This window comes from Vibrio sp. 2033 (assembly GCF_033339735.1).
Genome location: NZ_JAWOVC010000014.1, coordinates 42,834 through 69,069, shown reverse-complemented (window position 1 = coordinate 69,069; position 26,236 = coordinate 42,834). Strand labels below are relative to the sequence as shown.

At 45.8% G+C, this 26,236-nt stretch carries 23 protein-coding genes; 18 read left to right on the top strand and 5 right to left on the bottom strand.

What is annotated here, in order from left to right; all coding sequences use genetic code 11:
- The first annotated feature begins 5 nt into the window (after positions 1 to 5).
- From vscY to R7P74_RS17140, 9 genes are all read left to right on the top strand, one after another.
- Complete coding sequence (gene vscY / locus R7P74_RS17180; protein WP_005377248.1) at positions 6 to 347, top strand: type III secretion system chaperone VscY; 342 nt, start codon at positions 6 to 8, stop codon at positions 345 to 347.
- A complete protein-coding gene (gene vcrD, locus R7P74_RS17175; protein ID WP_318122999.1) occupies positions 331 to 2,457 on the top strand; it encodes a SctV family type III secretion system export apparatus subunit VcrD in 2,127 nt (708 codons plus the stop codon). The genes vscY and vcrD overlap by 17 nt, the downstream gene beginning before the upstream one ends.
- Positions 2,457 to 2,861 carry an LcrR family type III secretion system chaperone gene (locus R7P74_RS17170; protein ID WP_318122998.1) on the top strand — a complete coding sequence of 135 codons (405 nt, stop codon included), beginning with the start codon at positions 2,457 to 2,459 and terminating at the stop codon, positions 2,859 to 2,861. Before vcrD ends, R7P74_RS17170 begins: the two co-directional genes overlap by 1 nt.
- A 69-nt stretch (positions 2,862 to 2,930) precedes the next feature.
- Positions 2,931 to 3,215: an LcrG family type III secretion system chaperone gene (locus R7P74_RS17165; protein ID WP_054867031.1), complete on the top strand. Its 285-nt coding sequence runs from the start codon at positions 2,931 to 2,933 to the stop codon at positions 3,213 to 3,215.
- A gap of 10 nt (positions 3,216 to 3,225) precedes the next feature.
- Entirely contained in the window at positions 3,226 to 5,049 is a 1,824-nt protein-coding gene (locus tag R7P74_RS17160; protein WP_318122997.1) for a virulence-associated V antigen, read from the top strand.
- Positions 5,050 to 5,061: 12 nt separating this feature from the next.
- Positions 5,062 to 5,547: a SycD/LcrH family type III secretion system chaperone VcrH gene (gene vcrH, locus R7P74_RS17155; protein ID WP_005377258.1), complete on the top strand. Its 486-nt coding sequence runs from the start codon at positions 5,062 to 5,064 to the stop codon at positions 5,545 to 5,547.
- A gap of 7 nt (positions 5,548 to 5,554) precedes the next feature.
- A complete protein-coding gene (gene vopB, locus R7P74_RS17150; RefSeq protein WP_005377260.1) occupies positions 5,555 to 6,754 on the top strand; it encodes a type III secretion system translocon subunit VopB in 1,200 nt (399 codons plus the stop codon).
- A gap of 10 nt (positions 6,755 to 6,764) precedes the next feature.
- The gene (vopD, locus tag R7P74_RS17145) at positions 6,765 to 7,769 is read left to right on the top strand and encodes a type III secretion system translocon subunit VopD (protein WP_318122996.1); all 1,005 of its coding nucleotides are present in this window, start codon (positions 6,765 to 6,767) and stop codon (positions 7,767 to 7,769) included.
- Between the two features lie 205 nt (positions 7,770 to 7,974).
- Positions 7,975 to 8,946 carry a TAXI family TRAP transporter solute-binding subunit gene (locus tag R7P74_RS17140; protein WP_005388171.1) on the top strand — a complete coding sequence of 324 codons (972 nt, stop codon included), beginning with the start codon at positions 7,975 to 7,977 and terminating at the stop codon, positions 8,944 to 8,946.
- A 292-nt stretch (positions 8,947 to 9,238) separates the two neighbouring features.
- On the opposite strand, the gene R7P74_RS17135 is transcribed toward R7P74_RS17140, so the two are convergent.
- The 5 genes from R7P74_RS17135 to R7P74_RS17115 all read right to left on the bottom strand — a co-directional run bounded on the left by R7P74_RS17135 (position 9,239) and on the right by R7P74_RS17115 (position 14,136).
- Positions 9,239 to 10,009 carry a sulfite exporter TauE/SafE family protein gene (locus R7P74_RS17135; RefSeq protein WP_017633772.1) on the bottom strand — a complete coding sequence of 257 codons (771 nt, stop codon included), beginning with the start codon at positions 10,007 to 10,009 and terminating at the stop codon, positions 9,239 to 9,241.
- Positions 10,010 to 10,090: 81 nt separating this feature from the next.
- Complete coding sequence (locus R7P74_RS17130; protein WP_318122995.1) at positions 10,091 to 10,606, bottom strand: adenylate kinase; 516 nt, start codon at positions 10,604 to 10,606, stop codon at positions 10,091 to 10,093.
- Between the two features lie 279 nt (positions 10,607 to 10,885).
- Positions 10,886 to 12,412 carry a tripartite tricarboxylate transporter permease gene (locus tag R7P74_RS17125; RefSeq protein ID WP_005388177.1) on the bottom strand — a complete coding sequence of 509 codons (1,527 nt, stop codon included), beginning with the start codon at positions 12,410 to 12,412 and terminating at the stop codon, positions 10,886 to 10,888.
- 19 nt (positions 12,413 to 12,431) lie between these two features.
- Positions 12,432 to 12,926 carry a tripartite tricarboxylate transporter TctB family protein gene (locus R7P74_RS17120; RefSeq protein ID WP_005388179.1) on the bottom strand — a complete coding sequence of 165 codons (495 nt, stop codon included), beginning with the start codon at positions 12,924 to 12,926 and terminating at the stop codon, positions 12,432 to 12,434.
- A 238-nt stretch (positions 12,927 to 13,164) separates the two neighbouring features.
- Complete coding sequence (locus tag R7P74_RS17115; RefSeq protein WP_005388181.1) at positions 13,165 to 14,136, bottom strand: tripartite tricarboxylate transporter substrate binding protein; 972 nt, start codon at positions 14,134 to 14,136, stop codon at positions 13,165 to 13,167.
- A gap of 266 nt (positions 14,137 to 14,402) precedes the next feature.
- Here R7P74_RS17115 and R7P74_RS17110 point away from each other — a divergent pair, with 266 nt between their 5' ends.
- The 9 genes from R7P74_RS17110 to R7P74_RS17070 all read left to right on the top strand — a co-directional run bounded on the left by R7P74_RS17110 (position 14,403) and on the right by R7P74_RS17070 (position 26,063).
- On the top strand, positions 14,403 to 14,801 hold the full coding sequence (locus R7P74_RS17110) for a GFA family protein (protein WP_017633774.1): 399 nt from the start codon (positions 14,403 to 14,405) through the stop codon (positions 14,799 to 14,801).
- A 264-nt stretch (positions 14,802 to 15,065) separates the two neighbouring features.
- A complete protein-coding gene (locus R7P74_RS17105; RefSeq protein ID WP_318122994.1) occupies positions 15,066 to 15,779 on the top strand; it encodes a GntR family transcriptional regulator in 714 nt (237 codons plus the stop codon).
- A gap of 12 nt (positions 15,780 to 15,791) precedes the next feature.
- Entirely contained in the window at positions 15,792 to 16,688 is an 897-nt protein-coding gene (gene prpB / locus R7P74_RS17100; protein ID WP_005388185.1) for a methylisocitrate lyase, read from the top strand.
- A 131-nt stretch (positions 16,689 to 16,819) separates the two neighbouring features.
- The gene (gene prpC, locus R7P74_RS17095) at positions 16,820 to 17,962 is read left to right on the top strand and encodes a bifunctional 2-methylcitrate synthase/citrate synthase (RefSeq protein WP_005377283.1); all 1,143 of its coding nucleotides are present in this window, start codon (positions 16,820 to 16,822) and stop codon (positions 17,960 to 17,962) included.
- Between the two features lie 156 nt (positions 17,963 to 18,118).
- Entirely contained in the window at positions 18,119 to 20,710 is a 2,592-nt protein-coding gene (gene acnD, locus R7P74_RS17090; protein WP_318122993.1) for a Fe/S-dependent 2-methylisocitrate dehydratase AcnD, read from the top strand.
- A gap of 9 nt (positions 20,711 to 20,719) precedes the next feature.
- Positions 20,720 to 21,916, top strand: coding sequence for a 2-methylaconitate cis-trans isomerase PrpF (prpF, locus tag R7P74_RS17085; protein ID WP_318122992.1), 1,197 nt, complete (start codon positions 20,720 to 20,722; stop codon positions 21,914 to 21,916).
- A 77-nt stretch (positions 21,917 to 21,993) separates the two neighbouring features.
- On the top strand, positions 21,994 to 23,871 hold the full coding sequence (locus R7P74_RS17080) for a propionyl-CoA synthetase (protein WP_318122991.1): 1,878 nt from the start codon (positions 21,994 to 21,996) through the stop codon (positions 23,869 to 23,871).
- Between the two features lie 189 nt (positions 23,872 to 24,060).
- Positions 24,061 to 24,540 (top strand): GNAT family N-acetyltransferase, encoded by a 480-nt coding sequence (locus R7P74_RS17075; protein WP_005377290.1) that lies wholly within the window; start codon positions 24,061 to 24,063, stop codon positions 24,538 to 24,540.
- A gap of 191 nt (positions 24,541 to 24,731) precedes the next feature.
- Positions 24,732 to 26,063 carry a trypsin-like serine protease gene (locus R7P74_RS17070; protein ID WP_213971838.1) on the top strand — a complete coding sequence of 444 codons (1,332 nt, stop codon included), beginning with the start codon at positions 24,732 to 24,734 and terminating at the stop codon, positions 26,061 to 26,063.
- Positions 26,064 to 26,236 lie beyond the last annotated feature (173 nt).

The following is a 26,236-nucleotide window of genomic DNA, read 5'->3' as shown; positions in this document are numbered from 1 at the left end:
CCAACATGTTGAGATCCAAAGACATTGAACTCTTACTTGTTCACGCTGCGCTACAAGTTCAATACCAAAAGCCAGAGCATGCCATTTCTATTCTCGATGCGGTTCTAGAAATAGAACCGCAGCACAAAGAGGCGATGCAAACACTTGCTGTGGCATGTTTACAAAGTGGTCGATATACCCGGGCGATTGAGGTGTGCGAGCACTTATTAAAATCCGACCTTCATCCTGACTCGGCAGGACTCTGGTTTTGTTTAAGCCAAGCGCGTTGGAAACAAAATGACGTCGATGGGGCACGCCAAGCGCACCGACGCTATCTGCAATCTTTAAATAGTGAATCACATGAATAAGTTGGTCGATATTCTAAACAAAGTAGGGCAACGCAAAGACATCATGCTTGCGGTGATGTTACTCGCGATCGTCTTTATGATGATATTGCCACTTCCTACCGCACTGGTGGATGTGCTGATTGGCACCAACATGAGCATTGCGGTGGTGCTGCTTATGTTAGCGATTTACATCACCACGCCACTTGAGTTCTCTGCATTTCCTGCGGTGCTATTGATCACGACATTGTTTCGTCTGTCTTTATCTATCACGACAACCCGCTTGATCTTGCTACAAGGCGATGCTGGTCAAATCGTTTATACATTCGGTAACTTCGTTGTGGGCGGTAACTTAGTGGTCGGTATTGTTGTGTTCCTGATCATTACCATTGTTCAGTTTATGGTGATCACCAAAGGCTCAGAAAGGGTAGCAGAAGTTAGTGCGCGCTTCTCACTCGATGCGATGCCTGGTAAGCAGATGAGTATTGACGGTGACATGCGTGCCGGAGTAATTGACGTACACGAAGCTAGGCACCGACGATCACTGATTGAAAAAGAAAGCCAAATGTATGGCTCGATGGATGGCGCGATGAAGTTCGTTAAAGGCGACTCCATTGCGGGTCTGGTCATCATTGTGGTCAACATCTTAGGTGGCGTCACGATCGGGGTAACGCAAAAAGGCATGAGTGCTTCTGAAGCACTTGAATTGTTTGCGATTTTGACCGTTGGCGATGGTTTGGTATCGCAGATCCCGGCACTCTTTATCGCGATTACCGCCGGTATTATCGTGACGCGTGTTTCCCATGAAGACTCTTCTGATCTTGGATCGGATATTGGTGGGCAGGTGATTGCTCAGCCACGAGCACTTCTTATTGGTGGTGTGCTTTTGGTGCTGTTCGCACTCATCCCTGGGTTTCCAAAAATCACTTTTCTTGTCTTGGCCGCCGTGGTTGGTGGTGGTGGTTTCTTCCTTTTCTATCAACAGAAAAAACAAGCTGAATCAGATAGCACCGACTTATCAAGCTTTGTTTCGCAAGGGGCCGGATCGCCAGCAGCGAAGCCAAGCAAACCCACGCCTTCTAGAAACAGCAAAGGTAAGTTAGGTGAGCAAGAAGAGTTCGCCATGACGGTCCCGCTGTTGATTGATCTTGACGCGAGCCTTCAGGAAAGCTTGGAAGCGGTCGCATTAAATGAAGAGCTAGCAAGGGTTAGACGCGCACTATATCTCGACCTAGGCGTGCCTTTCCCAGGCATCCACCTGCGCTTTAACGAGGGGATGCAAAATGGCGAGTACTTAATTCAGTTACAAGAAGTCCCGGTTGCACGAGGACGAATTGTTAAAGATCAACTCTTGGTGACAGAAGGGAATGAACAGATCGATTTATTAGGCGTGCCTTATGAGCAAGATGAAGATTTTCTACCTGGTATTTCTAGCACTTGGGTGGCACAGAGTTATGAGCAAAAACTCGTAGCCAGTCATGTCGGTTTTCTCACACCCGACAGGATTTTAACGTACCACTTGTCTCATGTTCTCAAGGAGTACGCACAAGACTTTATTGGTATTCAGGAGACGCGTTATCTGTTGGAGCAGATGGAAGGCAGTTATTCGGAGCTAGTCAAAGAGGCCCAGCGTATTGTTCCGTTGCAAAAAATGACGGAAATCTTGCAACGCTTGGTTTCTGAAGACATTTCTATCCGAAACCTTCGCGTGATCTTGGAAGCGATGGTTGAGTGGGGCCAAAAAGAGAAAGATGTTGTACAGCTGACGGAGTACATTCGTTCCAGCTTAAAACGTTACATTTGCTACAAATACGCAAGCGGACAAAACATGTTGCCCGCTTACTTATTGGATCAAAATCTCGAAGACACAATACGCAGCGGTATTCGTCAAACCTCAGCAGGGAGTTACTTGGCGTTAGATCCGTCAGTAACGCAACAATTTGTCAGTGATGTGAAACAGACCATTGGTGACTTAAGCCGCATGCCGAATAAACCTGTGCTAGTTGTGTCTATGGATGTACGCCGATATGTGCGAAAGCTTATTGAATCGGAATACTATGATCTGCCCGTTTTGTCATTTCAAGAACTAACCCAGCAAATCAATATTCAGCCACTTGGAAGGGTGGGGATGTAATGAAAACAAAACTAATACTCTCGCTGGCGCAAGCGGGGATCGAAGTGACGCCATACTTTTGGCAACAAAGTGAAATTCAACTTGGTTATCGAATTGAAGTTGAAGGCTTAGAGCTCGTTTTTCGGGTGGAGGACGGTGAAATCATCATCGTTCTTCTGAAACGCGTTCGTCCAAAATTGGGGTTGAGTAACCCCTTTGCCGGCTTATTTCTCTTGGCTGAACATGCCATTCAACTTTATCCCTCCGATTGGGTCATTCGCGGCAACGTCGATGTGTTACGTGGTAGCAACATGAGCAGCCAGCGATTGGCACAGTTCTATCTAAAAGCATGCGGTGCAAGCCATGATGAGCTAGAAGACTGGTACTGTTTACGCCTAGCAGATTATAGACCTTTGAAAAAGTAGAAAAAGTAAAAACTCTCGACTGTTACTGACAGCGCCGATGAGATGACCCGCTTTAAGATAGGAATCAAGATGAAGCAACCGTTTACCGATGCGATTGAGAACGCTGAGCTTGCCATTAGAAAAGCTGAAGACAGAACCGATATTTTTAACGAGCTATTGGAAGGCTTAGGTGTTGGTCCTGTTGCGGGAGATGTTTTACTTGGCGGCATAAAAGCGCCAGTAAATACCATGAAACGTGCAGAGCAAGAGCTAATAGACGAAGTCCAGCGCCGCCGGCAACAACAAAATCAGCTACAAGGTACGTCAGGTAAACGCAGAAAGCGTCCCACAGTGATGCGCGGCATGATGATTTAGAGGTTTGGAAATGACGAATATGAAAACGACTGGCTCTACGACAGGAGCAACAGACACAGCTGCGAGTAGTGCACCATTACCCACTTTCCAACAAAACTTGATAGAGGCATTTACCCCTGTACTGGGTGAAGCAGAGACTCAGCAACTTGCCTCCCTAATCTCTTCATTGCCAACTATCTCGGGACAAACGGAATCACAAAGTATCGCGCTTTATGTTGATACGCTTGAAAACCTAAAAGCGAAAAATAACGCGTTTGCTGGCATATCGTTGAACGACACCGCATCTGTCTGGATAAAGTCGCTACAAAGTGCTAACTCAGATGGCGAATTAACCACAGCTGAGTTTAATGCTCAAACAAACCAAACGCTATCAAATCAGTTTCAGGCTTGGTTTAGTAAGTTACTGACGGACAACGTAGATAGCTCGTTATCTACTGAGTTTGTTAGTCAATTTAATCTGGGCACTCAGAGTAACCAAGCGGAGCAGATCGCCAACCTCTCCGAGACAGGTCTGGCTAATGCCACCAAAGAAATTTCTCTTTTTGTTGCAGAGCTTGCTAATCAAATGAGCTCCCGTGAAGTGAGAGATGCTTCTATTTCTTTTCTTCGCAATGCCTTTAGTAGCTTAGGTTCCGTTAATCTCGCGCAACTGAAGAGCTCGGATTTCCTGTTGACTAAAGAGAGTTTCGCTCTTCAAGTCTCAGCTCAATTAAAAAGTAGTTTTCAAGGCATCGGTATTACTTTAAGCACCGATGACGCAAGTGCGTTAGCTAATCGAATCACTTGGACTCCCGGTATTTCTAAACAGCAGCTTAAAGAGGCGCTAAATGAAATGGCCGCTCAAGTGAAAGGCCAATATCGCGCAGCTTATGGGGAGGCGGCTGGAACAAACAACCTTAAAGCAGCACTTAACACTGTCATTGGCGGAACCGAGCCTTTGACCCTTTCTAGTCTGTTCGCCAACTTCGCGGTGAGTTTAACAAATATAGAAATCGACGACTTTTACCAGGACAGCGCGATAGCCGATGTCCAAAAGACACAAATAACGTCAGCTCAAGTTACTTTGATCAAAGAAAACACCGAACGAGACATCCGATTACAGTTTGAAAAAATAGTAAAAGGTGAATCTACCGGGGCTTCATTTACTGAGCGATACGAGGCATTGCGCAAAAACTTAGGGGCATTGAAAGAGCGTCTACTCAATATCACCGATAAAGAGAAAGCGGATCGCGAGGTGAGAGCAGAGCACTCTCTAACGGCTCGTGATTTGTTGGCTGTTGTTGAGTCCAGCATTGGAGACCGTTTTGATGAGCAAGTGCTGCTTGCACTAAATGAGCGTCGTGTTAACCGTTTAGAGAAACGTAATGACCAGAAAGAGGCATTAGAGGATCTCACAATACAGCTTAAAGTTTTTGGTGTTGTGCAATCAAAAATTCACTCTACGCAAAGTGTTGATGGGGTTTATAAACCGGGATATCCAGAAAGTAACTTCAAAGCGAGTGACTTTAACTACAGCAATCAAACGGATTTTGAAGCTTCACCTGAGTACAAGTATTTGACGGATAATAAGATAACAAACCATCGAGACTTCCTTCAAACACAAGGTATTACTATCGGTGATGGTGCTTCGTACCAAGACGAAGAGAAGTCGAAAAAGCTGTCTAATTTTTCTAGTTCTGTCAGTGCTAAATCCAAGTTGCTTAACGATGAAGTGCAAATCAAAACCACTGAGCTGAACGACACCAGTTCTCAATACAACTCGACCGTTGAAGCGATGAACAAGTTTGTTCAGAAGTACCACAGTATTTTACAAGAAATCCTACGAGCCATTTAAGGATAACCAACCATGACTAAAACAAACGCGACCGATCCATCTCAAATGCAAGCAGAAGAACTGCTGTCTTTTTTGGAAGAGGGAGGCACGCTAAAAATGTTGCACGATGTGTCTCAGGACACCATCGAACACATTTATGCCGTAGGTTACAACTTTTTCCAATCGGGAAAGATTGAGCAAGCAGCGAAAGTATTTCAATTACTCAGCATGCTTGATCATTATCAGGCGCGATTTTTCATTGGCCTTGGCGCGGCTCGTCAGGAGTTGGGTGAGTATCTGCAGGCAATAGACGCCTACAGCTACGCAGCGCTAGTGGACGTAAATGATCCACGCCCACCTTTTCACTCTGCTGAATGTCACCTTAAACTGGAACAACTGACAGAAGCAGAGAGTGGGTTTTACAGCGCGAAGGAGATGTCTGCCGGAAAATCACAATATGCAGATTTGCATGAGCGTGCAGGCATCATGTTAGAAGCGGTGAGAAATAAAAAGGAGTAATTAGACTATGAGTTCTATTGCACTTGACCGCATCCAGACACAGGTTTATAGCCCTGAATCTGGCCAAGCCACGTTAGATAACGTGCAGAAAACGGCGTCTACAGCGACGCCTTCTGTGACGGTAGAAAACGTGAAGAGTAAAGATGCAGATGTACTGAACACCGGAAAAGTAAAAGTTCAGTTAGATGCACCTAACGCAGCTGTTAGTGACAAAGTGAATGATTTGACGCTAAAAGCCATGGCACAGCTGCAAAAGATCGTCGATACCATTGCAAAATCTCTCCATGCAGTTGCAGACCAAACAGGTTCGATTGCCGTCAAAATCATCGCAGGATCTGCTGATGATTTTGAAGTAGAGCTTGCTGCTATCACGGATAAACTGAAAAGTGCTCAAAACGAGCTGAAAATTCAGGAAGTGAAGGTCGCAAAAGCTAAGCACGAAAAAGAGATGGTGGAAAACCAAGACAAAATCAAAGAATCGGAAGCCGCTGCAAAAGAAGCCCAAAAATCAGGCTTAGCAGCGAAGATCTTTGGTTGGATCAGTGCGGTGGTTTCTATTGTTGTTGGTGCCGTAATGGTGGCAACGGGTGTTGGTGCAGCAGCCGGTGCACTTATGATCGCTGGTGGCGTCATGGGAGCAGTGAGCATGGCGTTGCAAGAGCCAGCCGTTCAAGATGCGCTAAAAGAAGCGGGCGTAAATGTCGATGTGTTAAACAAAGTCGTAATGGCATTAGAAATCGCCGTCGCGGTTATCGGAGCTGTTGTGACGTTTGGTGGTGCAGCAGCTGGCGGTATCGCGAAACTTGCAGCGAAAGGTGCTGGTAAGGTAGCTCAAAAGGTCACGGAAATCGCTACGAAAGCCGCTGCAAACATGGCGAAAGTGGCGGATATGGGCACAAAAGCTGCGACAACAACAGCGAAAGCGATTCGTTATGGCGCAGAAACCGTTGATCTCGCCGTCAACGTGGGTAAAGGCGCAACGGACAGTGTCCACGCTGCTAACAATGCTCACGTGACAGAGATTCAGGCTGATATCACAGACCTTCGAGCCAAAATGACGTTAAGCCAGGCTGTCATTGATAAGCTCAAAGAAGAGATTGGTAAGTTGATGGAAGACTTCCAAGAGTTGATGAGCCTCATCATGCAAATGATTCAAGCGAAAAGTGAAACTATGCAAACGGTGTTAAGCCGTCCTGCAACGGTATAAGAAGTTTATTATGCTAGATAAAGTAGGCGGAATGGGTCGTGGTGAACTATACGGTTTAGGCGATACCATTAAAACCAACAAAGCAGAAAAAGTGCCGGAAACAAAGCTTGAAGCGGGCGCCGTTAAAAGCCAAAGTGAGTCAGGTGTTTCTGGTGCAGCACGCTACCAGTTAGAGACACCTAAAGCTCCTACAGTGAGTAACCAAGCTCAAGTTGTTGCAAACTTAATGAGTGCTCTTGCGCCGACGGTGAGCTCATTAATGAGCACAACGATGAAAGCACTTAACGGTGAGGAGGTGATCAAGTCACCATCAGATGCGGTATCACAATCGTTGACGCTATTAACATTGTTGTATCAAGTATCAAAGCTGAGCCGTGAGCAGCAAGTGCTACAACGTGAAATTGCTGTTGAAGCAAACGTCGCGAGTTTAGAAAGCCAAGCGGCAGAACTCAACAACTCGGCAAGCGCAATGATCGCGATGGCAGTCGTTTCGGGTGTATTAGCGGGTGCTACCGCAATTATTGGTGCCCTTGGTTCTTTCAAAGCAGGGAAAGAAATCAAGAATGAAATGGCGAGCAATAATGTACTGAAAACGCAAAAAGCTGGCTTCGATCAAGCAGAAGAGTTATTAAATAACAATAGCTTGTCTAAAACTCAGCAAGATCAGGTTAAGCGTGCGCACTCACTAGCGAAAGACAATATCGCAGACACGACAGCGCAGCTGACAAGTGGTGGCCGTAAGTTCGATAAGTTGATGAGCTCAAACCAAGCGAAGAACGCTATTCTTCAAGCTTTGGGCCAGATGGCAAACTCAGCATCGAATGTAGAGCAAACCAAAGCGCAAGCGCGCAGCAAAGATGATGAAGTACAAGCGACTCGCGCACAAGCAGCCAAACAGAAAGCCGATGAAAACATTGGTTTCCAAGAAGGCTTATTGAAAGAGCTACGTGACTTGTTCCGATCTATCTCAGATAGCCAGAACCAAGCGTGGCGAGCATCAGTCCCAACGGTGTAACCATCCGTTTCACTAACTACAAAGCGTTGTTTATACAACGCTTTTTTTATGGGATTCAAGTCTAAATGCTATTTATCAGTAGGTTAAGTTGATAAAAAAGTATATATCTATAAATCAACCGCCAAGGATGAGAACTCAAACGTTATCAAATTGTTAACGGTTGCTATACTTAAACGGTCATCAACACAAGTAAAAGGGATGTTCAATGTTTAAGTTTAAGCAAATCGCACTTGCGGCTTCTTTGGCGGCACTCACAACAGGCTTTTCTGCGTCTGCGGAGGAAACGTTTGTCACGATTGGTACCGGTGGCGTAACAGGGGTTTATTATCCGACTGGTGGCGCTATTTGTCGCTTGGTTAACAAATCGCGAGAAGATCACGGTATCCGTTGTTCGGTAGAAAGTACTGGGGGGTCGATTTATAACATCAACACTATTCGTGCTGGTGAATTGGACCTTGGTATCGCGCAATCAGACTGGCAGTATCATGCTTACAAAGGAACCAGTAAGTTTGAAGAAAGCGGGCCTTTTAAAGAGCTGCGCGCCGTATTCTCCGTTCATCCAGAACCGTTTACTGTCGTTGCACGTAAAGACGCGAACATCAAAACTTTTGATGACTTGAAAGGTAAGCGCGTCAACATTGGTAATCCTGGTTCTGGTCAGCGAGGTACTATGGAAGTGCTAATGAACCAGTATGGTTGGAGTAACGACGACTTTAAGCTTGTCTCTGAGTTAAAAGCAGCAGAGCAATCAAAAGCACTTTGTGATAACAAAATTGATGCGATGATTTATACCGTTGGTCACCCAAGTGGAGCGATTAAAGAAGCCACTACGTCGTGTGATAGTAATATCGTAACGGTAGCTGGACCTAATGTAGAAAAACTGGTTGCAGACAACAGCTTCTATCGTGTCGCAAATGTCCCAGGTGGTATGTATCGTGGCACAGATAGTGATGTTCAAACCTTTGGTGTGGGCGCGACGTTTGTTTCTTCTACTGCGGTACCAGAAGATGTGGTTTATAACGTGGTTAAAGCGGTATTTGAAAACTTCGATGATTTCCGCCGTCTCCACCCAGCGTTTGCAAACTTGAAGAAAGAGGAAATGGTAAAAGACGGTTTATCTGCGCCTCTTCACCCAGGTGCGCTCAAATACTACAAAGAAGTAGGGCTGATTAAGTAAGCGTTACTTTCTCTTATTATTGATGTAAAACGCCATCTTTCTCGATCAATGCCACTCGTTTAACCGCGAGTGGCATATTTCTATTTCTCGTCATCCTGTACAGCGACGAAGGAGCGTGATACAGGATCTTCTATCCGAGCACTTTGTGATCAAAATGGTTTCATTAGCCGCTCAGTGTAGTGATATTAGATTCCTAACCTCGCTGGAGTGACACAAAAATCGTTAAGCTATCTGCATTAATCTTTCGCGCTGGTGTTTTTGTAGGATTGTTATCCACTTGTACAAGTTTTGCTTAAACATAAACATCAATGAAAAAGTAGATAGTGATGAGAATAGAAGAAAGAGCAACAAACCCTTTAACATGATTGGGATTCAGTTGACGAGATACACGAGCTGCAAGATACCCACCTACCAACGTACCGACCAAAACAACACTACCTGTGTGCCAGTCAATGGAGCCATTGGCAACAAAAATCACGATAGCAATGAGTGAAACACACGTAGATACGAGCAATTTCAAACCGTTCATTAAATTAATGTCTTGGTGGCCAGCTACTACCAGATAGCTCAGAACAATAACCCCTAAACCTGCGTTGAAAAAACCACCGTAAGCAGAGACACCAACAAGTAGTAAACCCAACGCGATTGCTCCGAGTATGCCAGCATGTTTGTGCTCTTTCGCGACAGTTTTGATTAGCATTGTTAAACGAGAACCGATGAGAAAAAGCACGGTGGCAAATAAGAGTAACCAAGGGATAGCTTCCATAAATAGCGATTCTGGCGTGTTGAGCAACAGATATGCTCCGACAGCGCCGCCGACTAAACTGAATGAGACTGTGAACAGCAGTTCATGCTTGTTCTTCATGATCTCTTCTCTGAACCCGACGGCTCCGCTAATGTAACCCGCACATGAAGCATACGTGTTTGTTGCGTTAGCCATAATAGGAGGAACACCAACTGCCAATAGAGCCGGAAAAGTAATAAAGCTTCCGCCTCCCGCTATGGAGTTAATGATCCCACCAATTACGCCAGCAACGAATAAAAGTGCTAGTTCTAAAAGCATAAACAATCCTTGTTATGTTCTTTTTCATTGTTAGAGCTTCAGATGCTCTAACCCACATGCTCTAATGTTCTGATATGAGGTTTACTTTACCCGCTCTAAAACAAAATTGTTCAGTTCTGTAACGTTTTTGATGACATGAACGGTTTTACTTTGAGAGTACCCTTCGAGGCGAGACATAAAGTCATCATTCCAGAATGCAGGGCATTGCTGAAGAACTTTGTAGCTTTGTAACGTTCCTTTCAGTACCGAACTACCATCAGGCCAACCTTCAGGTTTTATGAATAGTCCTTTAAGGAGACGTTTCGTCACAAACCAATAGCTTACGGAGTATGGTAGATCAATATAAATGAGAGTATCGGCTGCATCTAAACGAGCGTTGAAAGAGCTGAGCGGTCCAAGGCCATCTATAATCCAACGATCTGAGCTTAGTATATTGCTATGGGCTTCATCAAAAACGTTACGCTCAACGGGATCACCGTTTGGTTTATAGACTATTGAATCTAATTGATGAAGAGGAAGACCGGTAGCAGACGCGATTGCTTTACTTACCGTCGATTTTCCACTGCCGGGTTTACCAAAAACTGCTATTTTTTGCATTGTGACCGCCTCCAAGAGAGCTTTTCCCATACGGTAGAGACAGAAAACCCACCGCTATGGGTGGGTTCGATAAATACTGAGCGCATCAAAAAATCCCACCATTCCTATGGAATAATGATAATTCGTTGGTTAAGTTGCGCTAAGTGTGTGTTCATACAATCACCTTCATATAACGACAGTGATTTGTCAATACCATCTGCACAATAAGCGAACGATTTGGAGGGCGGAAGATAAAGCCATCACGATGGATGGCTTTATCTAGGTTGAAAGAGACAGCGATTACTGCTCAACGCTGACTGGCTGTGCTTTAAACTTTTGAATCAGCTTTACGATTAGTGGACTTGCCAATACCAATACAGCTAAAACAGTAAAGGTAAGGGTAATAGGACGTTCCCATAGGAAACTCAGTTCTCCATCTGAAATCATTAATGCGCGGCGTAAGTTCTCTTCCATTAATCCTCCAAGGATGAAGCCCAGCAATAAAGGTGCGAGCGGGAAGTTAGCGAGCCGAAGTGCAATGGCAGCCATAGCCACAATCAGCATCACGAACACATCCATAGTGTTAAAAGAGACCAAATAAACCCCGGTGATTGAGAAGAATAAAATCATCGGTAGAAGCACCGTTCTTGGAACCGCCAAAAGCTTTGAAATGTACGGAATCAACGGTAAGTTCAGGATCACAAGTACGATGTTGCCGAAGTACATGGAAATGATCACTGACCAGAACACATCTGGGTGTTCAACAAATAGGCGAGGGCCAGGCTGGATACCATAAGCGATCAGCGCACCGAGCATTATTGCTGTTGTACCAGACCCCGGAATACCAAGCGTTAATAGCGGTACAAATGAACCACTAGATGCTGCATTGTTCGCAGACTCTGGCGCAACCAAGCCACGGATACTGCCTTTACCGAACTCATCCTTTTTCTCTTTAGGTGCGAGGTTGCGCTCCATACCATAGCTTAAAAAAGCAGCAATAGTCGCCCCTGCGCCAGGAAGAACGCCAGTGAAGAAACCTAATATTGAAGAGCGAATTGAAACAGGCGCAACATCTTTGATTTCTTCCTTGGTCACTTTCATTGAGCCAATGTTGCTCAGCTTTTCTTGTTCTTCATCGCTGGTGTCTTTTGATGGTTTAAGAATGCCCATCAATGTTTCACCCAGTGCGAATGTCGCCATTGCAAGCAACAAGAAGCTAAAGCCATCCATTAAATCCGTTAAACCGAAGGTAAAGCGTTCAACGCCTACGCCTTTATCGATTCCAACTGTAGATAGCATCAAACCAAGAATGGTCATCATCCACGCTTTGATTACCTGACCTTTCCCCGCAAAAGCCGCGACTGCTGATAACCCAAGTAGCATCAACGCAAAATAGTCCGACGATTGGAAGCTAAGGGAGACGCTAGCCAATGCTGGTGCGGCAACAAGCAACATAATGGCAGATAGCGTACCGCCAGTGAAAGACGAATAAGCTGCCAAAGCTAATGCTTTACCTGCCTGGCCTTTTTGAGCCATTGGGTAGCCGTCGAATGCTGTGACCACGGTTGAAGAACAACCCGGCGCGTTAATTAAAATCGACGATGTAGAACCACCAAATACCGCACCGTAATAAACACCCGCCATTAAAATAAGGCCAGAGGAGGGCTCTAGGCCATAAGTAATTGGGATCATCAAAGCAATGGCTGAGATCGGCCCAAGTCCAGGTAACATGCCGATAAATGTACCGACGAAGCAACCAACGATCACCATCATAATGTTCATTGGCATTACTGCGGTGGATAAACCTTGTAGAATTCCATCTAACATAATTCAGTCCTTTCTTTGACTACCAGATGGTGAAAATCAAACCCGGTTCGAGATAGATGTCCAAACCTTGAGTGAGTAATAAGTAGAACGCGATCACGAATGGAAACGACGCGCCAAACAGAACGGGTTTACGTCTTTCCCCGAGCAGATAAAAGCCAGCCAATAAAAAGAAGCCAGTAGCTATCACAAAACCTAGATAAGTCAGGCCCACGCCGTAGAGCGCCATTAAAATTAAAAAGGCAATCAGTAACTTCCAATTGAAGGTCAGCACTGCGCCACTTTGTTTATCTGGTTGTCCTGTCACCAGCAATAGCAAAGAAAGGCCGACACCAACGTAAGTCAGGATGGTTGGCAGAGTACGTGCGGTGAATGGTTCATACTCATCACCTGGAAACAATGGAATTTGTGAGGTTTGATAACCGTAGCAAAGACAGAAAAGTAGAAAGATCATTGCGCCGACGCGGTCACGACAGAGCAAATACTCTTTGGTGAAAAAGTTGGTTGAACGAGGCATATTCAACTCCTAACAAAAGTAAAAAAGACCGCATATGGACGTCAATGAATAAACTAAACCATTAACAATTAAGCATTTCGCTGCTAGTCGAGCCGCTTTGGGTATATAAACAAAGGAGTGTGCATGTCGATTGTCGACAATGTCCATATGCGGTGAAACTTAGAGTACAAATACAATGGGGAAATACCAACCTACGTTATTCATTGAGGTTGGTATCTGAGGGACCCCAATTCGATTGTTACTTCAGGAAGCCTAACTCGCGCATTAAGTCACCCATCTGCTGCTCTTGATCTTCAAGAAACGCGAAGAATGCTTTATCCGCTTTATAGTTGTCGATCCAACCATTGCGGTCTCGAACGACTTGCCATTCGTCGGTGTTATACATTTTAGTAAATGCGGCATTCCATTCATCTAGCTTTTCTTGGCTTGTGCCTGGTGCTGCAAAGAATCCACGCCAGTTAGCAAAGACAGTTTCATTACCATATTCGGTGAGAGTTGGAATGTTAGGCGCAGCTTCTAAACGTTTTGGTGCTGTAATCGCTAACACTTTCACTTGCCCAGACTTAGACATTTCGAGTACTTCACCTAGCCCTGTAGAGAGCAGTTGTGTTTCGCCTGAAAGTAGGGCTGCCATGGCTTTTCCACCTGCATCATAGGCAATGTAACGAACTTTACGCGCATCAAAACCTTCACCTTTGAAAGCTGCTGCTATAACCAAATGATCCATAGAACCACGAGCAGAGCCACCAGCAACCTTCACCTTACGTGGGTTTTCTTTAAAAGCTTTAACGACATCTTCCCAAGAGCTATAAGGAGAATCGGCTGATGTAACAATGGCGCCATAATCGGCAACCGTTGCGGCAACAGGAGTCAAGTCGCGGAAAGATTGTGGGAAGATCCCACTGAGCGAGCGAACGACGATCGGTGTTGAGTTCACCATGAGTGTATCTTCTTGACGATCAGCCGTTTCAATCAAATGTGCGATTGCTTTGCCACCGCCACCACCAGATAGGTTTTGAAATGATACGGTTTCGACGATGTCTGATTTTATTAATACATCACCAGTACCTCGGGCGGTCATGTCCCAACCGCCACCGGCACCTCCAGGGATAAGAAAGTGCATTTTTTCAATATCTGCAGCAAGAGCGTTGAATGAAAATGAAGCTGCGATGATTGAAGCTGCGAGCGTTGGTTTGAGTACCTTTAACATGTTCACGTTCCTTATGTTAGCGACTCTATTTAGTTGAGCCTTATTGTTTTTGCTCAGTTGTCATGCCTTGTAAGCGTTAAAGCTGAACTTGGTGTAAAGGTTAATTAAGTGTTAAATATCTGTCTGTAAAAGAGATATAAAGAGAATATTGAGCATTTCGGTTATTTTGTTCATAAAGTTCACGGCGAGAAGTTGGTGTTAGGTCATGCGGCTTTACGCTTTGGTAGGCCATAATAAAATGACGGAAAATGAACGAGGAAAAGAGAATGAAAGGGACGTGTTTGTGCGGGGCAATTGAAGTCATCGCTGAGGTTAAAAATGAGGTTAGCCTGTGTCATTGCTCTATGTGTCGAAAATGGTCGAGTGGCGCACTTCATGCGGTGCATTGTGGGCCTAACGTGACGTTTAAAGGTGGCGAACCTAAACGTTATCAGTCGTCAGACTGGGGTGTGAGGGGGTTTTGCGGTGAGTGTGGGACAAACCTTTTCTACCATTTGTTGCCGACAGGTGAGTACATTCTTTCCGCTGGTTTGTTCGATAACCCAGATTTCAAACTCACTTTAGAGATTTTTACCGATGAAAAGCCAGCTTATTATGACCTCAATTCCGCTTCACAAAAGATGACTTCGCAACAAGTCTTTGATCAATTTGTACCTAAAGAATAGTTTTTTATCCGATTATTGTTCGACAGCTGAGCTTTTAATTTTTAGATCATAAGCTTAAAAGTTTATAAGTTGTCGACAATATGAGTTCCTCATTCTTTATTCCTGCTAAAAACGGCACTTAATAGGCATTTTTGGCCCATTTAAATTACGACCTTAGTCTAAATTGTCGACAATTTACTTGATTGTCGACACTTTGATCGACTACTTTATATTCAGGTTAAGAAATTGTAGACATTTCGATGTCGGTAACAAGAGTATCTGAATATGAACTCTGAGTTGAAAGCTCGTTATAAAGTGCTGGGTTCTGAGAAAGAACACACCAAATCCGAAACGCTGACCGAAACACTGATTGAAGTCATTGTTAATGGCGATGTGAAGCCTGGCCATAAGATATCAGAGCCTGAGCTAGCAAAGAAACATCAGGTCAGTCGTGGGCCTTTGCGTGAAGCATTGATGCGCTTAGAGGGGCTAGGGCTCATCGAGCGAATTCCTCATGTTGGGGCTAGAGTGACCACTTTTTCTCCGGAAAAGCTGATAGAACTTTATGCCGTTCGAGAAGCATTGGAAGGCATGGCGGCAAGGTTAGCTGCGCGACACATTACGCAAGAAGAGCTCTTAAGCTTGGAAATGCTATTGTCGACACATTCCAAGCATATAGACCAAATGGAAGGCGCGTCTTACTTCCATCAACATGGTGACTTTGATTTTCACTATCGCATCATCCAAGCGAGCAGAAACAGTAAGTTAATATCTCTGCTGTGTGATGAACTCTATCACTTATTACGGATGTATCGTTACCAGTCGCCACGTGCGCAATCTCGCCCGAATGAGGCGCTCACCGAACACAAATTCATTTTGGAAGCCATTCGCAATCGCGATGAAGAGCTTGCAGAAATGTTGATGAGAAGACACATATCAGGAAGTCGAAAGCTCATCCAATCTCAAATTATACATACAGAAAGTTTAGACAAAGACTAGAAGGAATTCGTCATGAGCTTAACACCGGGAGCGAAATTCAGACTCGCCATTGAACAAAATAATCCACTACAAATTGTCGGCACTATAAACCCGTATTGCGCCATGATGGCAAAAAACTTGGGTCACCAAGCGATCTACTTGTCTGGTGGCGGTATCGCAAATGCGTCATACGGATTGCCGGATCTCGGTATCACAACATTAAACGACGTTTTGGTTGATGTTGACCGCATTACTAACGCATGTGATTTGCCTCTTTTGGTTGATATTGACACGGGCTTTGGCGGTGCATTTAACATTGCTCGCACGATCAAAGCGATGGAAAAAGCAGGCGCGGCAGCGGTGCACATGGAAGACCAAGTCGCACAGAAACGTTGTGGTCATCGTCCGAACAAAGCAATAGTCAGCCAGCAAGAGATGGTTGATCGTGTAAAAGCCGCGGTTGATGCACGCAATGATGAAAGTTTCGTGATTATGGCTCGTACTGACGCGTTAGCTGTTGAAGGCATGGACAGCGCAATCGAGCGCGCGATTGCGTGTGTGGAAGCTGGCGCAGACATGATCTTCCCCGAAGCGATGAACAAGCTGGACCAGTACCTTCAGTTTTCAAATGCGCTTGAGCAAGCGACCGGAAAGCACGTTCCTATTCTGGCGAATATTACAGAGTTTGGCGCGACACCGCTGTATGGCTGCGATGAGCTAGCGAAAGCAAAAGTGGACATGGTGCTTTATCCATTAAGTGCGTTCCGTGCCATGAACAAAGCTGCTGAAACGGTCTACAAACATTTGCTAGAAGTGGGTAATCAGGAAGCACTGGTTGATTCGATGCAAACACGTAAAGAGTTGTATCAGCACCTGAATTACCACGACTATGAAGACAAACTTGACCAGTTATTCTCTGAAGGGAAATAGCGGGGAAAAGCAAAAATAGACGGAAGCCCAAGAAAAAGATAATCGGAATTTATCTCATCTAATAACGTGAAATTCGTTTGGCTAAAAACACCCCAGAGAGGGAAAAGTCAGACAGAAAAGGAGTTCAAACAATGTCTCAAACTGCAGAAAAGAAAGCAGAATTAGGTGGCGCAGGCCTTCGTGGTCAAAGCGCAGGAAGCACAGCTTTATGTACTGTCGGAAAAACGGGAACTGGTTTAACTTATCGTGGATACGATATTACTGATCTTGCGAACAACGCACAGTTTGAAGAAGTGGCTCACCTTCTGTTACGCGGTCACTTGCCGAATCAACAAGAACTTGATGCGTACAAGACACACCTACTCAGCCTTAGAGGTTTGCCAGCCGAGCTAAAACAAGCTTTAGAGTTGATTCCTGCAAGCGCACACCCAATGGACGTAATGCGCACGGGTTGTTCTGTATTGGGTAACCTAGAGCAGGAAATGAGCTTCGAGGAGCAACTGAAAGCAACCGAACGTATGCTAGCCTTGTTCCCTGCCATCATCTGTTACTGGTACCGCTTTAGTCATGATGGCGTGCGTATCAACACCGAGGATCAGACTGAAGATTGCATCGGTGGTTACTTTTTGCGATTACTTACAGACAAAGCGCCATCTGCGCTGCACAAACAAGTGATGCATTGCTCGCTCATTCTTTATGCTGAACATGAGTTTAATGCTTCTACATTCGCAGCACGCGTTTGTGCATCAACGTTGTCAGACATCCATTCTTGTATCACGGCAGCAATCGGTACGCTTCGTGGACCACTTCACGGCGGCGCAAACGAAGCGGCGATGGAAATGATTGAAGATTGGCAAACGCCCGATGAGGCGGAAGCGAACATCATGAAAATGCTAGCCAATAAAGACAAGATCATGGGATTTGGTCATGCGATTTATCGTGAAAGTGACCCTCGCAACGCCTTAATAAAACGCTGGTCCAAAGAGCTATCGAAACAAGTTGGTGATACACATCTATATGCGGTTTCTGAGCGTGTTGAATCAGTGATGAAACGAGAGAAAGGTCTGTTCTGTAATGCGGACTTCTTCCATGCATCGGCTTACCACTTCATGGACATTCCAACCAAACTATTTACCCCAATCTTTGTGATGAGTCGTTTAACGGGCTGGGCTGCACACGTTTATGAACAGCGTGCCAATAACCGTATTATTCGCCCAAGTGCCGATTATACGGGCCCAGATCATCAAGAATGGGTGCCTATCGAGAATCGCTAGCGCGAAGGTCAACGAGGGCATTATATGCTTTGGTTGACCACCTCCTTCCTTTGTCATTCTCTCTAACAGAGGAAGGAGATCCTCTCATCACTGTGTTTCTGGAGCAATGGAAAACCTTGATGAAGGCAAGATGTAAAGACTGAATGGAAGCAAACCATGAACACAAATATTAATACTCAATATCGTAAGCCGCTTCCGGGAACTCAACTGGATTATTTTGATGCACGCGAAGCCGTCAATGCCATTTCTCCTGGAGCCTATGAAACACTCCCTTATACCTCTCGCGTGCTAGCTGAGCAACTGGTCCGCCGCTGTGACCCGAACACATTGACAGATAGCCTGAAACAGTTAATTGAACGCAAACGCGATCTTGATTTTCCTTGGTATCCAGCACGCGTTGTTTGTCATGACATTCTTGGTCAGACCGCTCTAGTCGATTTAGCGGGTCTGCGCGATGCCATTTCAGATCAGGGCGGTGATCCTGCAAAAGTGAACCCAGTGGTTGAGACACAATTGATCGTTGACCACTCTTTAGCGGTTGAACATGCGGGCTTTGACCCTGATGCCTTCGACAAAAACCGCGCGATTGAAGAGCGCCGTAATGAAGACCGATTCCACTTTATTGAGTGGTGTAAAACAGCGTTTGAAAACGTCAGCGTGATTCCAGCTGGGAATGGCATCATGCACCAAATCAACTTGGAAAAAATGTCTCCTGTGGTACAAGCAAAGCAGGGCATTGCCTACCCAGACACCTGTGTGGGTACGGACAGTCACACGCCTCACGTAGACGCTCTTGGTGTTATTGCGATAGGTGTCGGTGGTCTGGAAGCAGAAACCGTCATGCTTGGCCGACCATCAATGATGCGTCTACCAGATATTGTCGGTGTCAAACTGACGGGTAAACGTCAACCGGGCATTACCGCAACGGATATTGTCCTCGCGATTACTGAGTTTCTGCGTAATGAGCGTGTGGTATCTTCATATCTTGAATTCTTCGGAGAAGGCGCACGTGATCTAACGATCGGAGACCGCGCAACGATTTCAAACATGACACCAGAATACGGCGCAACAGCTGGCATGTTTTATATTGATGAGCAGACCATCAATTACTTGAAACTAACTGGTCGAGATGAAGAACAAGTTGCTTTAGTAGAAAATTACGCAAAACAAACCGGTCTTTGGGCAGACGGTCTTGATAGCGCCGTTTACGAGCGCGTACTTGAGTTCGATTTATCATCAGTTAGCCGTAACTTGGCTGGTCCGTCAAACCCTCATCGTCGTTTACCAACTTCTGAGTTGGCACAGCGCGGTATTTCTGGAGCGTGGGAAGAGAAAGAAGGCGAGTTGCCAGATGGTGCAGTGATCATCGCTGCTATTACCTCATGTACGAATACTAGTAACCCAAGAAACGTGGTTGCTGCTGGCCTTGTGGCGAAGAAAGCCAACGAACTTGGTCTTGTACGTAAACCGTGGGTGAAATCGTCTTTTGCTCCGGGTTCTAAAGTTGCACGCTTGTATCTGGAAGAAGCGGGCTTATTACCAGAGCTAGAGAAGCTTGGCTTTGGCATTGTTGGTTACGCATGTACAACTTGTAACGGTATGAGTGGTGCGCTGGATCCAAAAATCCAACAAGAGATCATCGACCGTGATTTATATGCGACAGCGGTGCTTTCTGGTAACCGTAACTTTGATGGTCGAATCCATCCGTACGCCAAACAAGCTTTTTTGGCTTCACCACCATTGGTTGTCGCTTATGCGCTAGCGGGTACGATTCGTTTTGATATCGAGCGCGATGCATTGGGCACGGACCAAAACGGCAAACCAATTTATCTCAATGATTTGTGGCCAAGCGATGAAGAGATCGATGCAGTTGTCGGGACTCATGTTAAACCTGAGCAGTTTAAGCAAGTTTACATTCAGATGTTTAAGCTGAATGATCAAGAGCAAAATCCCAACCCGCTGTACGACTGGCGTCCGATGAGTACCTATATCCGCCGACCACCGTACTGGGAAGGTGCGCTAGCGGGAGAAAGAACATTGTCTGGCATGCGTCCATTGGTGATTCTGGGCGACAACATCACCACTGATCACTTATCACCATCCAACGCGATTCTCGCAAGCAGCGCAGCAGGTGAATACTTAGCGAAAATGGGTGTGCCAGAAGAAGATTTCAACTCTTACGCGACTCACCGTGGTGACCACTTAACGGCGCAACGCGCGACCTTCGCTAACCCAAAGTTGTTCAATGAAATGGTGAAGGAAAACGGCGAAGTCGTGCAGGGATCTCTGGCGCGTGTAGAGCCAGAAGGGCAGGTGGTTCGTATGTGGGAAGCGATTGAAACCTACATGAATCGTAAACAACCATTGATCGTGGTGGCTGGCGCGGATTACGGTCAGGGGTCATCCCGTGACTGGGCAGCAAAAGGCGTTCGACTGGCAGGCGTAGAAGCCATTGTTGCTGAAGGCTTTGAGCGTATTCACCGTACTAACTTGGTTGGCATGGGCGTACTACCACTGCAATTTAAGTCAGGCGTTAACCGCAATACGCTAGAGCTGGATGGTACGGAACTTTACGACGTGGTTGGAGAAATCAAGCCGGGCGCTGATTTAGCGCTGGTTATCACACGCAGCAACGGCGATAAAGTCGATGTTCCGGTTACTTGTCGCTTAGATACCGCTGACGAAGTTCACGTGTACAACGCAGGCGGTGTTCTGCAGCGTTTCGCGCAAGATTTCTTGGCACAATAAGGAGTGCGTATGTCAAATAATACTCCGAATCAAACAAGCCAAATAAAAGTGCCCGCGACGTACATGCGTGGCGGCACGAGTAAAGGTGTCTTTTTCAACCTAGAGGATTTACCTCAAGAAGCGCAAGTGGCTGGAGCCGCACGTGACAAACTGTTGCTACGCGTTATTGGCAGCCCTGATCCTTACGCGAAGCAAATTGATGGCATGGGGGGCGCGACGTCAAGCACCAGTAAAACAGTGATTGTTTCGCGCAGCAGCAGAGCCGATCACGATGTTGACTACTTATTTGGCCAAGTGTCGATCGACAAACCATTCGTCGATTGGAGTGGTAACTGCGGCAACTTGTCTGCCGCTGTCGGTCCTTTCGCCATTCATGCTGGTCTGATCCCACAAGACCGTATTCCAGAAAATGGCATTGTGACGGTGCGTGTTTGGCAAGTGAACATAAGCAAAACGATTTTGATTCACGTGCCAATCGTCAATGGTTTCGTCCAAGAAACCGGAGAGTTTGAACTCGATGGTGTTACGTTTCCAGCGGCAGAGATTCAAGTGGATTTTGTTGATCCTTCCGATGGCGAAGGAAGTATGTTCCCAACGGGCAACTTAGTTGATGATTTGGTGGTGCCGGATGTGGGTACGTTCAACGCGACCTTTATTAACGCGGGCATACCAACCATTTTTATTGATGCTGAATCGATAGGATATCAGGGCACCGAGCTGCAAGACGATATCAACAACGATGACACAGCATTAGCAATGTTCGAATCCATCCGTGCATATGGCGCGTTAAAAATGGGCCTGATTTCTGATTTAGAAGAAGCTCAAACACGCCAACATACGCCGAAAATAGCGTTTGTTTCTAAACCGAAAAGTTACCTGTCTTCAAGTGGTAAAGCCGTTAATGAGTCGGATATTGATGTGCTCGTTCGCGCGCTGTCGATGGGCAAGCTACATCATGCAATGATGGGAACAGCAGCCGTTGCTATTGCTTCTGCTGCGTGTGTGCCCGGAACGTTAGTGAATTTAGCCGCTGGTGGCGGTGAAAAAGAGTCCGTGACTTTTGGTCACCCGTCAGGAACGTTAAAAGTTGGGGCACAAGCGAAGCAAACTGACCAGGGCTGGGTGGTGCAAAAAGCCATTATGAGCCGAAGTGCGAGAATACTGATGGAGGGATTTGTGCGTGTACCCTTCTATGTCTTCGATTAAAAGAGACGATCTTTGGATTAAAAGAGCGATCTTTGAGTAGAACGAGAGCAATGTCAGGACATACTGGAGGAAGCAATATGTCTTCATACGAAAAAGAATACTTATGGGCGAAGAATGAACCGGAGAGTTTTTGGCGCGCTCAAGCGGAGAATATCGATTGGTTCGAATCTCCTAAAACTATCTTGAAATCTGATGAAAACGGCATAGAACGTTGGTTTCCAGATGGTGTAATGAATACGTGCTGGTTAGCATTAGATTACCATTGCGAGCAAGGACGCGGTGATAATACTGCACTCATTTATGACTCGCCAGTGACAGGTCGTAAAGCCACGTACACCTATAGCGATCTACGTGACCAAGTAGCCAAAATTGCTGGCATGCTGTCTGCTCAAGGTGTTGAAAAAGGCGACCGAGTCGTTATTTACATGCCGATGATCCCAGAAGCCGCAATGGCGATGCTTGCCTGCGCGCGTTTGGGGGCTATTCATTCCGTAGTATTCGGCGGTTTTGCACCTAATGAGCTTGCTGTACGAATTGAAGATGCAGAGCCGAAAGTGATCATGACGGCGTCGTGCGGGATTGAGATCAACAAAGTCATTCCATACAAACCAATGGTAGACAAAGCCATTATGGACAGCCGTTGGAAGCCTGAGAAAGTGTTTGTTTTCCAACGTCCAGAGTGCGACGCTGAGCTAAACCAAGAAAGAGACTTAGATTGGCAGCGAGAGTACAACCAAGCGCTGCCACATGGTTGTGTTCCGGTGTTAGCAACCGAGCCGCTCTACATACTTTATACATCGGGTACGACAGGTAAGCCGAAAGGCGTTGTGCGTGATAACGGTGGTCATGCTGTCGCGATGAAGTACTCCATGAGCGCAATCTATAACATTCCTCAAGATGGCGTCTTTTGGGCGGCATCTGATGTGGGCTGGGTAGTAGGGCACTCTTACATTGTTTACGCTCCACTGATTCACGGTTGCACTACCATCCTATTCGAAGGCAAGCCTGTTCGAACACCGGATCCTGGGGCATTTTGGCGAGTGTGTGATGAATATAAAGTAGATGCGTTGTTCTCTGCTCCAACGGCGTTTCGTGCGATTAAGAAAGAGGACCCGGAAGGCGAGCACTTAAAACGGTACGACTTGTCGAATCTGAAAACCATCTTTATGGCGGGAGAACGCCTTGACCCTCCGACACTGGAGTGGGTTCAGAGCAAAGCGGACAAGCCCGTTATTGACCACTGGTGGCAAACCGAGACGGGCTGGGCCATCGCGGGCAACCCGACAGGTGTCGAAATGATGCCAGTTAAAGCTGGTTCTTCGACGAAGCCCATTCCGGGTTATCAGGTCGAGATTCTGAATGAACTTGGAGAGGCTGTCGGGCCTAACCTACAAGGCTTTGTCGCATTAAAACGTCCGCTACCACCAAGCTGTCTGCCAACGGTTTGGCGTAATCATGACCGTTTTGAAACTGGTTATCTTAGCCAATTCCCAGGCTACTACGTGTCAGGTGATGGTGGCTATCTGGATGAAGACGGTTACCTGTTTATTATGGGACGTATTGATGACGTGATTAATGTCGCGGGACACCGATTGTCGACAGGTGAAATGGAAGAAATAGTAGGAGGCCACCCAGCGATTGCAGAATGTGCGGTGGTTGGTATCCACGATGATCTAAAAGGTCAGCTTCCACTTGGCTTTGTGGTACTAAAAGACGGTGTAAAAGTGGATGAGCTAGACCTTGAAGGTGAGCTTGTGGGCAAAGTGCGTAGTGAGATAGGTGCAGTTGCTTGCTTCAAGCATGCGTTGGTTGTAGACCGTTTACCGAAAACACGTTCAGGTAAAATTTTGCGTCGAACTATACGTCAAATAGCTGATGGTGAAAAATACACCGTTCCGTCAACGATTGATGACCCAAGTAGCTTGAACGAAATTGAGCGAGTGCTACGACGCTGAGAAAAACTCAATTCTAACTAACCCCTGATCCTCGAACTCTGTTGGTTGGTTCTGCCTCTGTACGTTTATTAAGTGCAGGGGCCTTTTTGTTGTTCAAACAGTACAAACGTATCGTGAAAGCATTTGTGACTTGCCAATACGACGTTTTCCTCACAAACTACAGCCATTCCATTTTTAGTGACCCTTTGTATGACCACGTTTGCGATTAAACCTGCGTGTTTTAGCGACCTAGAGTTGCTCAACGATCTTATGTTCGAGCTTCATGATGAGCATCATCTTCAATCTCCTGAGCTTTTCAAAACGGCAGAGGAGATAGAACAAGAAAAAAGCATTGCTCGATATATTGACGACCCTGAGTGCCTTGTTTACGTAGCAAAACAAGGAGATGAAATTATTGGCTTTATCTCTGGTCACTTCTGTGAACTTATTTCTACCGTCAGCCAGCCAGTTATGATGGGAAGTGTGGATGAGCTCTATGTGCTGCCTGAATATCGAAAACAAGGTACGGCGCAGGCATTGATTAATAAAATTGAGTCAACGTTCTCTGATTACGGTGCAAAACAGATGTTTGTTGAAGTATGGCATTTTAACCAGGGCGCAATATCTTTGTATGAAAAACAAGGATTTGCACATCATATCCACTATTTAAGAAAACCGCTGAACGAATAATCGTATTTAACTTTAATATTGTGATTTAGGTTCTATCGAATTGAAATCATTCAGTTCGTCAATAGACTTTTCTCTATAAGTTGCTCGCAATGTTAACAAATTGATATGCACCCACATTGGTATCGGCGTTTTTGTCTGCTTGTTTATTAGTAGCACGAGGATCGTGCTTACAAAAACAAGAGGACAATATTTTGAAACTAACAAAATCGTTACTTGCTTTAGCCGTTTTGCCAATGTTCGCAAGTGCTGATGATTTGTCACAGACGCAAAATCATACTATCCAACCCCAGATCGTAGGCGGAGTAACTGCCGACCCACGTGACTGGAAATTCTACACCCAAATTGTTAGTCGTTATGGTAACCGATCATATTGTGGGGCCAGTTATATCGGGAATGGTTACGTCCTGACTGCTGCGCATTGTGTTGAGGGTGATTCTCCGAATCAGATAGCGGTTAAAATCGGTGGCGTTGTTTATAACGGTAGTGACGGTGTTCGTGCAAACGTCAGTGAGATCCATATGCACCCGGCATATCGCCGCGCGACGCTTTCTCATGACCTCGCGGTATTGAAGCTCGACTCTGTGCCTCAAGGTGTTTCTTCAGTTGAGATTGCGAATGGCAGTCTAACGCAATACGCGAGCATCGGAGATTGGCTTAGTGTTGCTGGCTTAGGGCGAACTTCTGAAGGAGGAAGCTCTCCGTCTCGATTGCAAGAGGTTGACGTCCCACTTGTGTCGGATATGACTTGCCGTCAAGCCGGTGGCAACTACACAACGGTTGGAGAAGTGTCATTCTGTGCGGGTATTCCTCTAGGTGGGATAGATTCTTGTCAGGGAGATAGTGGTGGTCCAATCGTCATTAATCGCAGTGGTGTAATTACTCAACTTGGTGTGGTCAGTTGGGGAATAGGTTGTGCTCGTCCTGGTATGTATGGGGTTTATAGCGATATCGCTGCTATGCGCAATTTTGTCGATGGTGTTATCGGAACAGCAACACCACCAAAAGAGAATGTTTCTGTTGGATACACCACCGAACAGACACTGGCATCATTTTATGTTGGGGAGTTACAGCAACATAGCTTTGTTATCCAGAATTCAGGGAATACCACGTTCACTGTGGAAAATGTTCGCGCGTTTGCTTCGGGTGTTACTGATGCAGCTGTTATTGCCAATGATCAGTGCTCTCAGGCAACGTTAGCAATGAATGCAAGTTGTCGTGTTGATGTTGAATTTGGTGCTACTCAGAGCGGAGAAGCAAGAGTGGCTTTGAACTTCAACGTTGATAAGACCAGCACACAATACCAAGCGTTAGTATCCGCTCAAGCGAAAACGGTGACAACGCCTCCCACAGATAGCTGTACAACTGCATGGCAAGCCAGCTTAGTGTATCTCAAAGGAGATACGGTTACTTGGAATGGTAAAGTTTGGCAAGCGCAGTGGTGGACTCAAGGTGATAATCCAGCAGACTCAGGGCCTTGGGGTGTTTGGCAAAAAGTAGGCGATGCGAATTGCAAGTCTAACTAACTATCGGGCCAGTGAATTTGATTCGTTGACCATGAGATAAGGTTCATTCTTGGTTTCAACGATCAGTACATAGTTATCATAACTGGGGTTTATTGTTTGCGAATAATAAGCCCTTTTTTATTGTGTCAACTATGAGAACCCACAAAATGTGTATGACTTTGTCCTGACGTTAT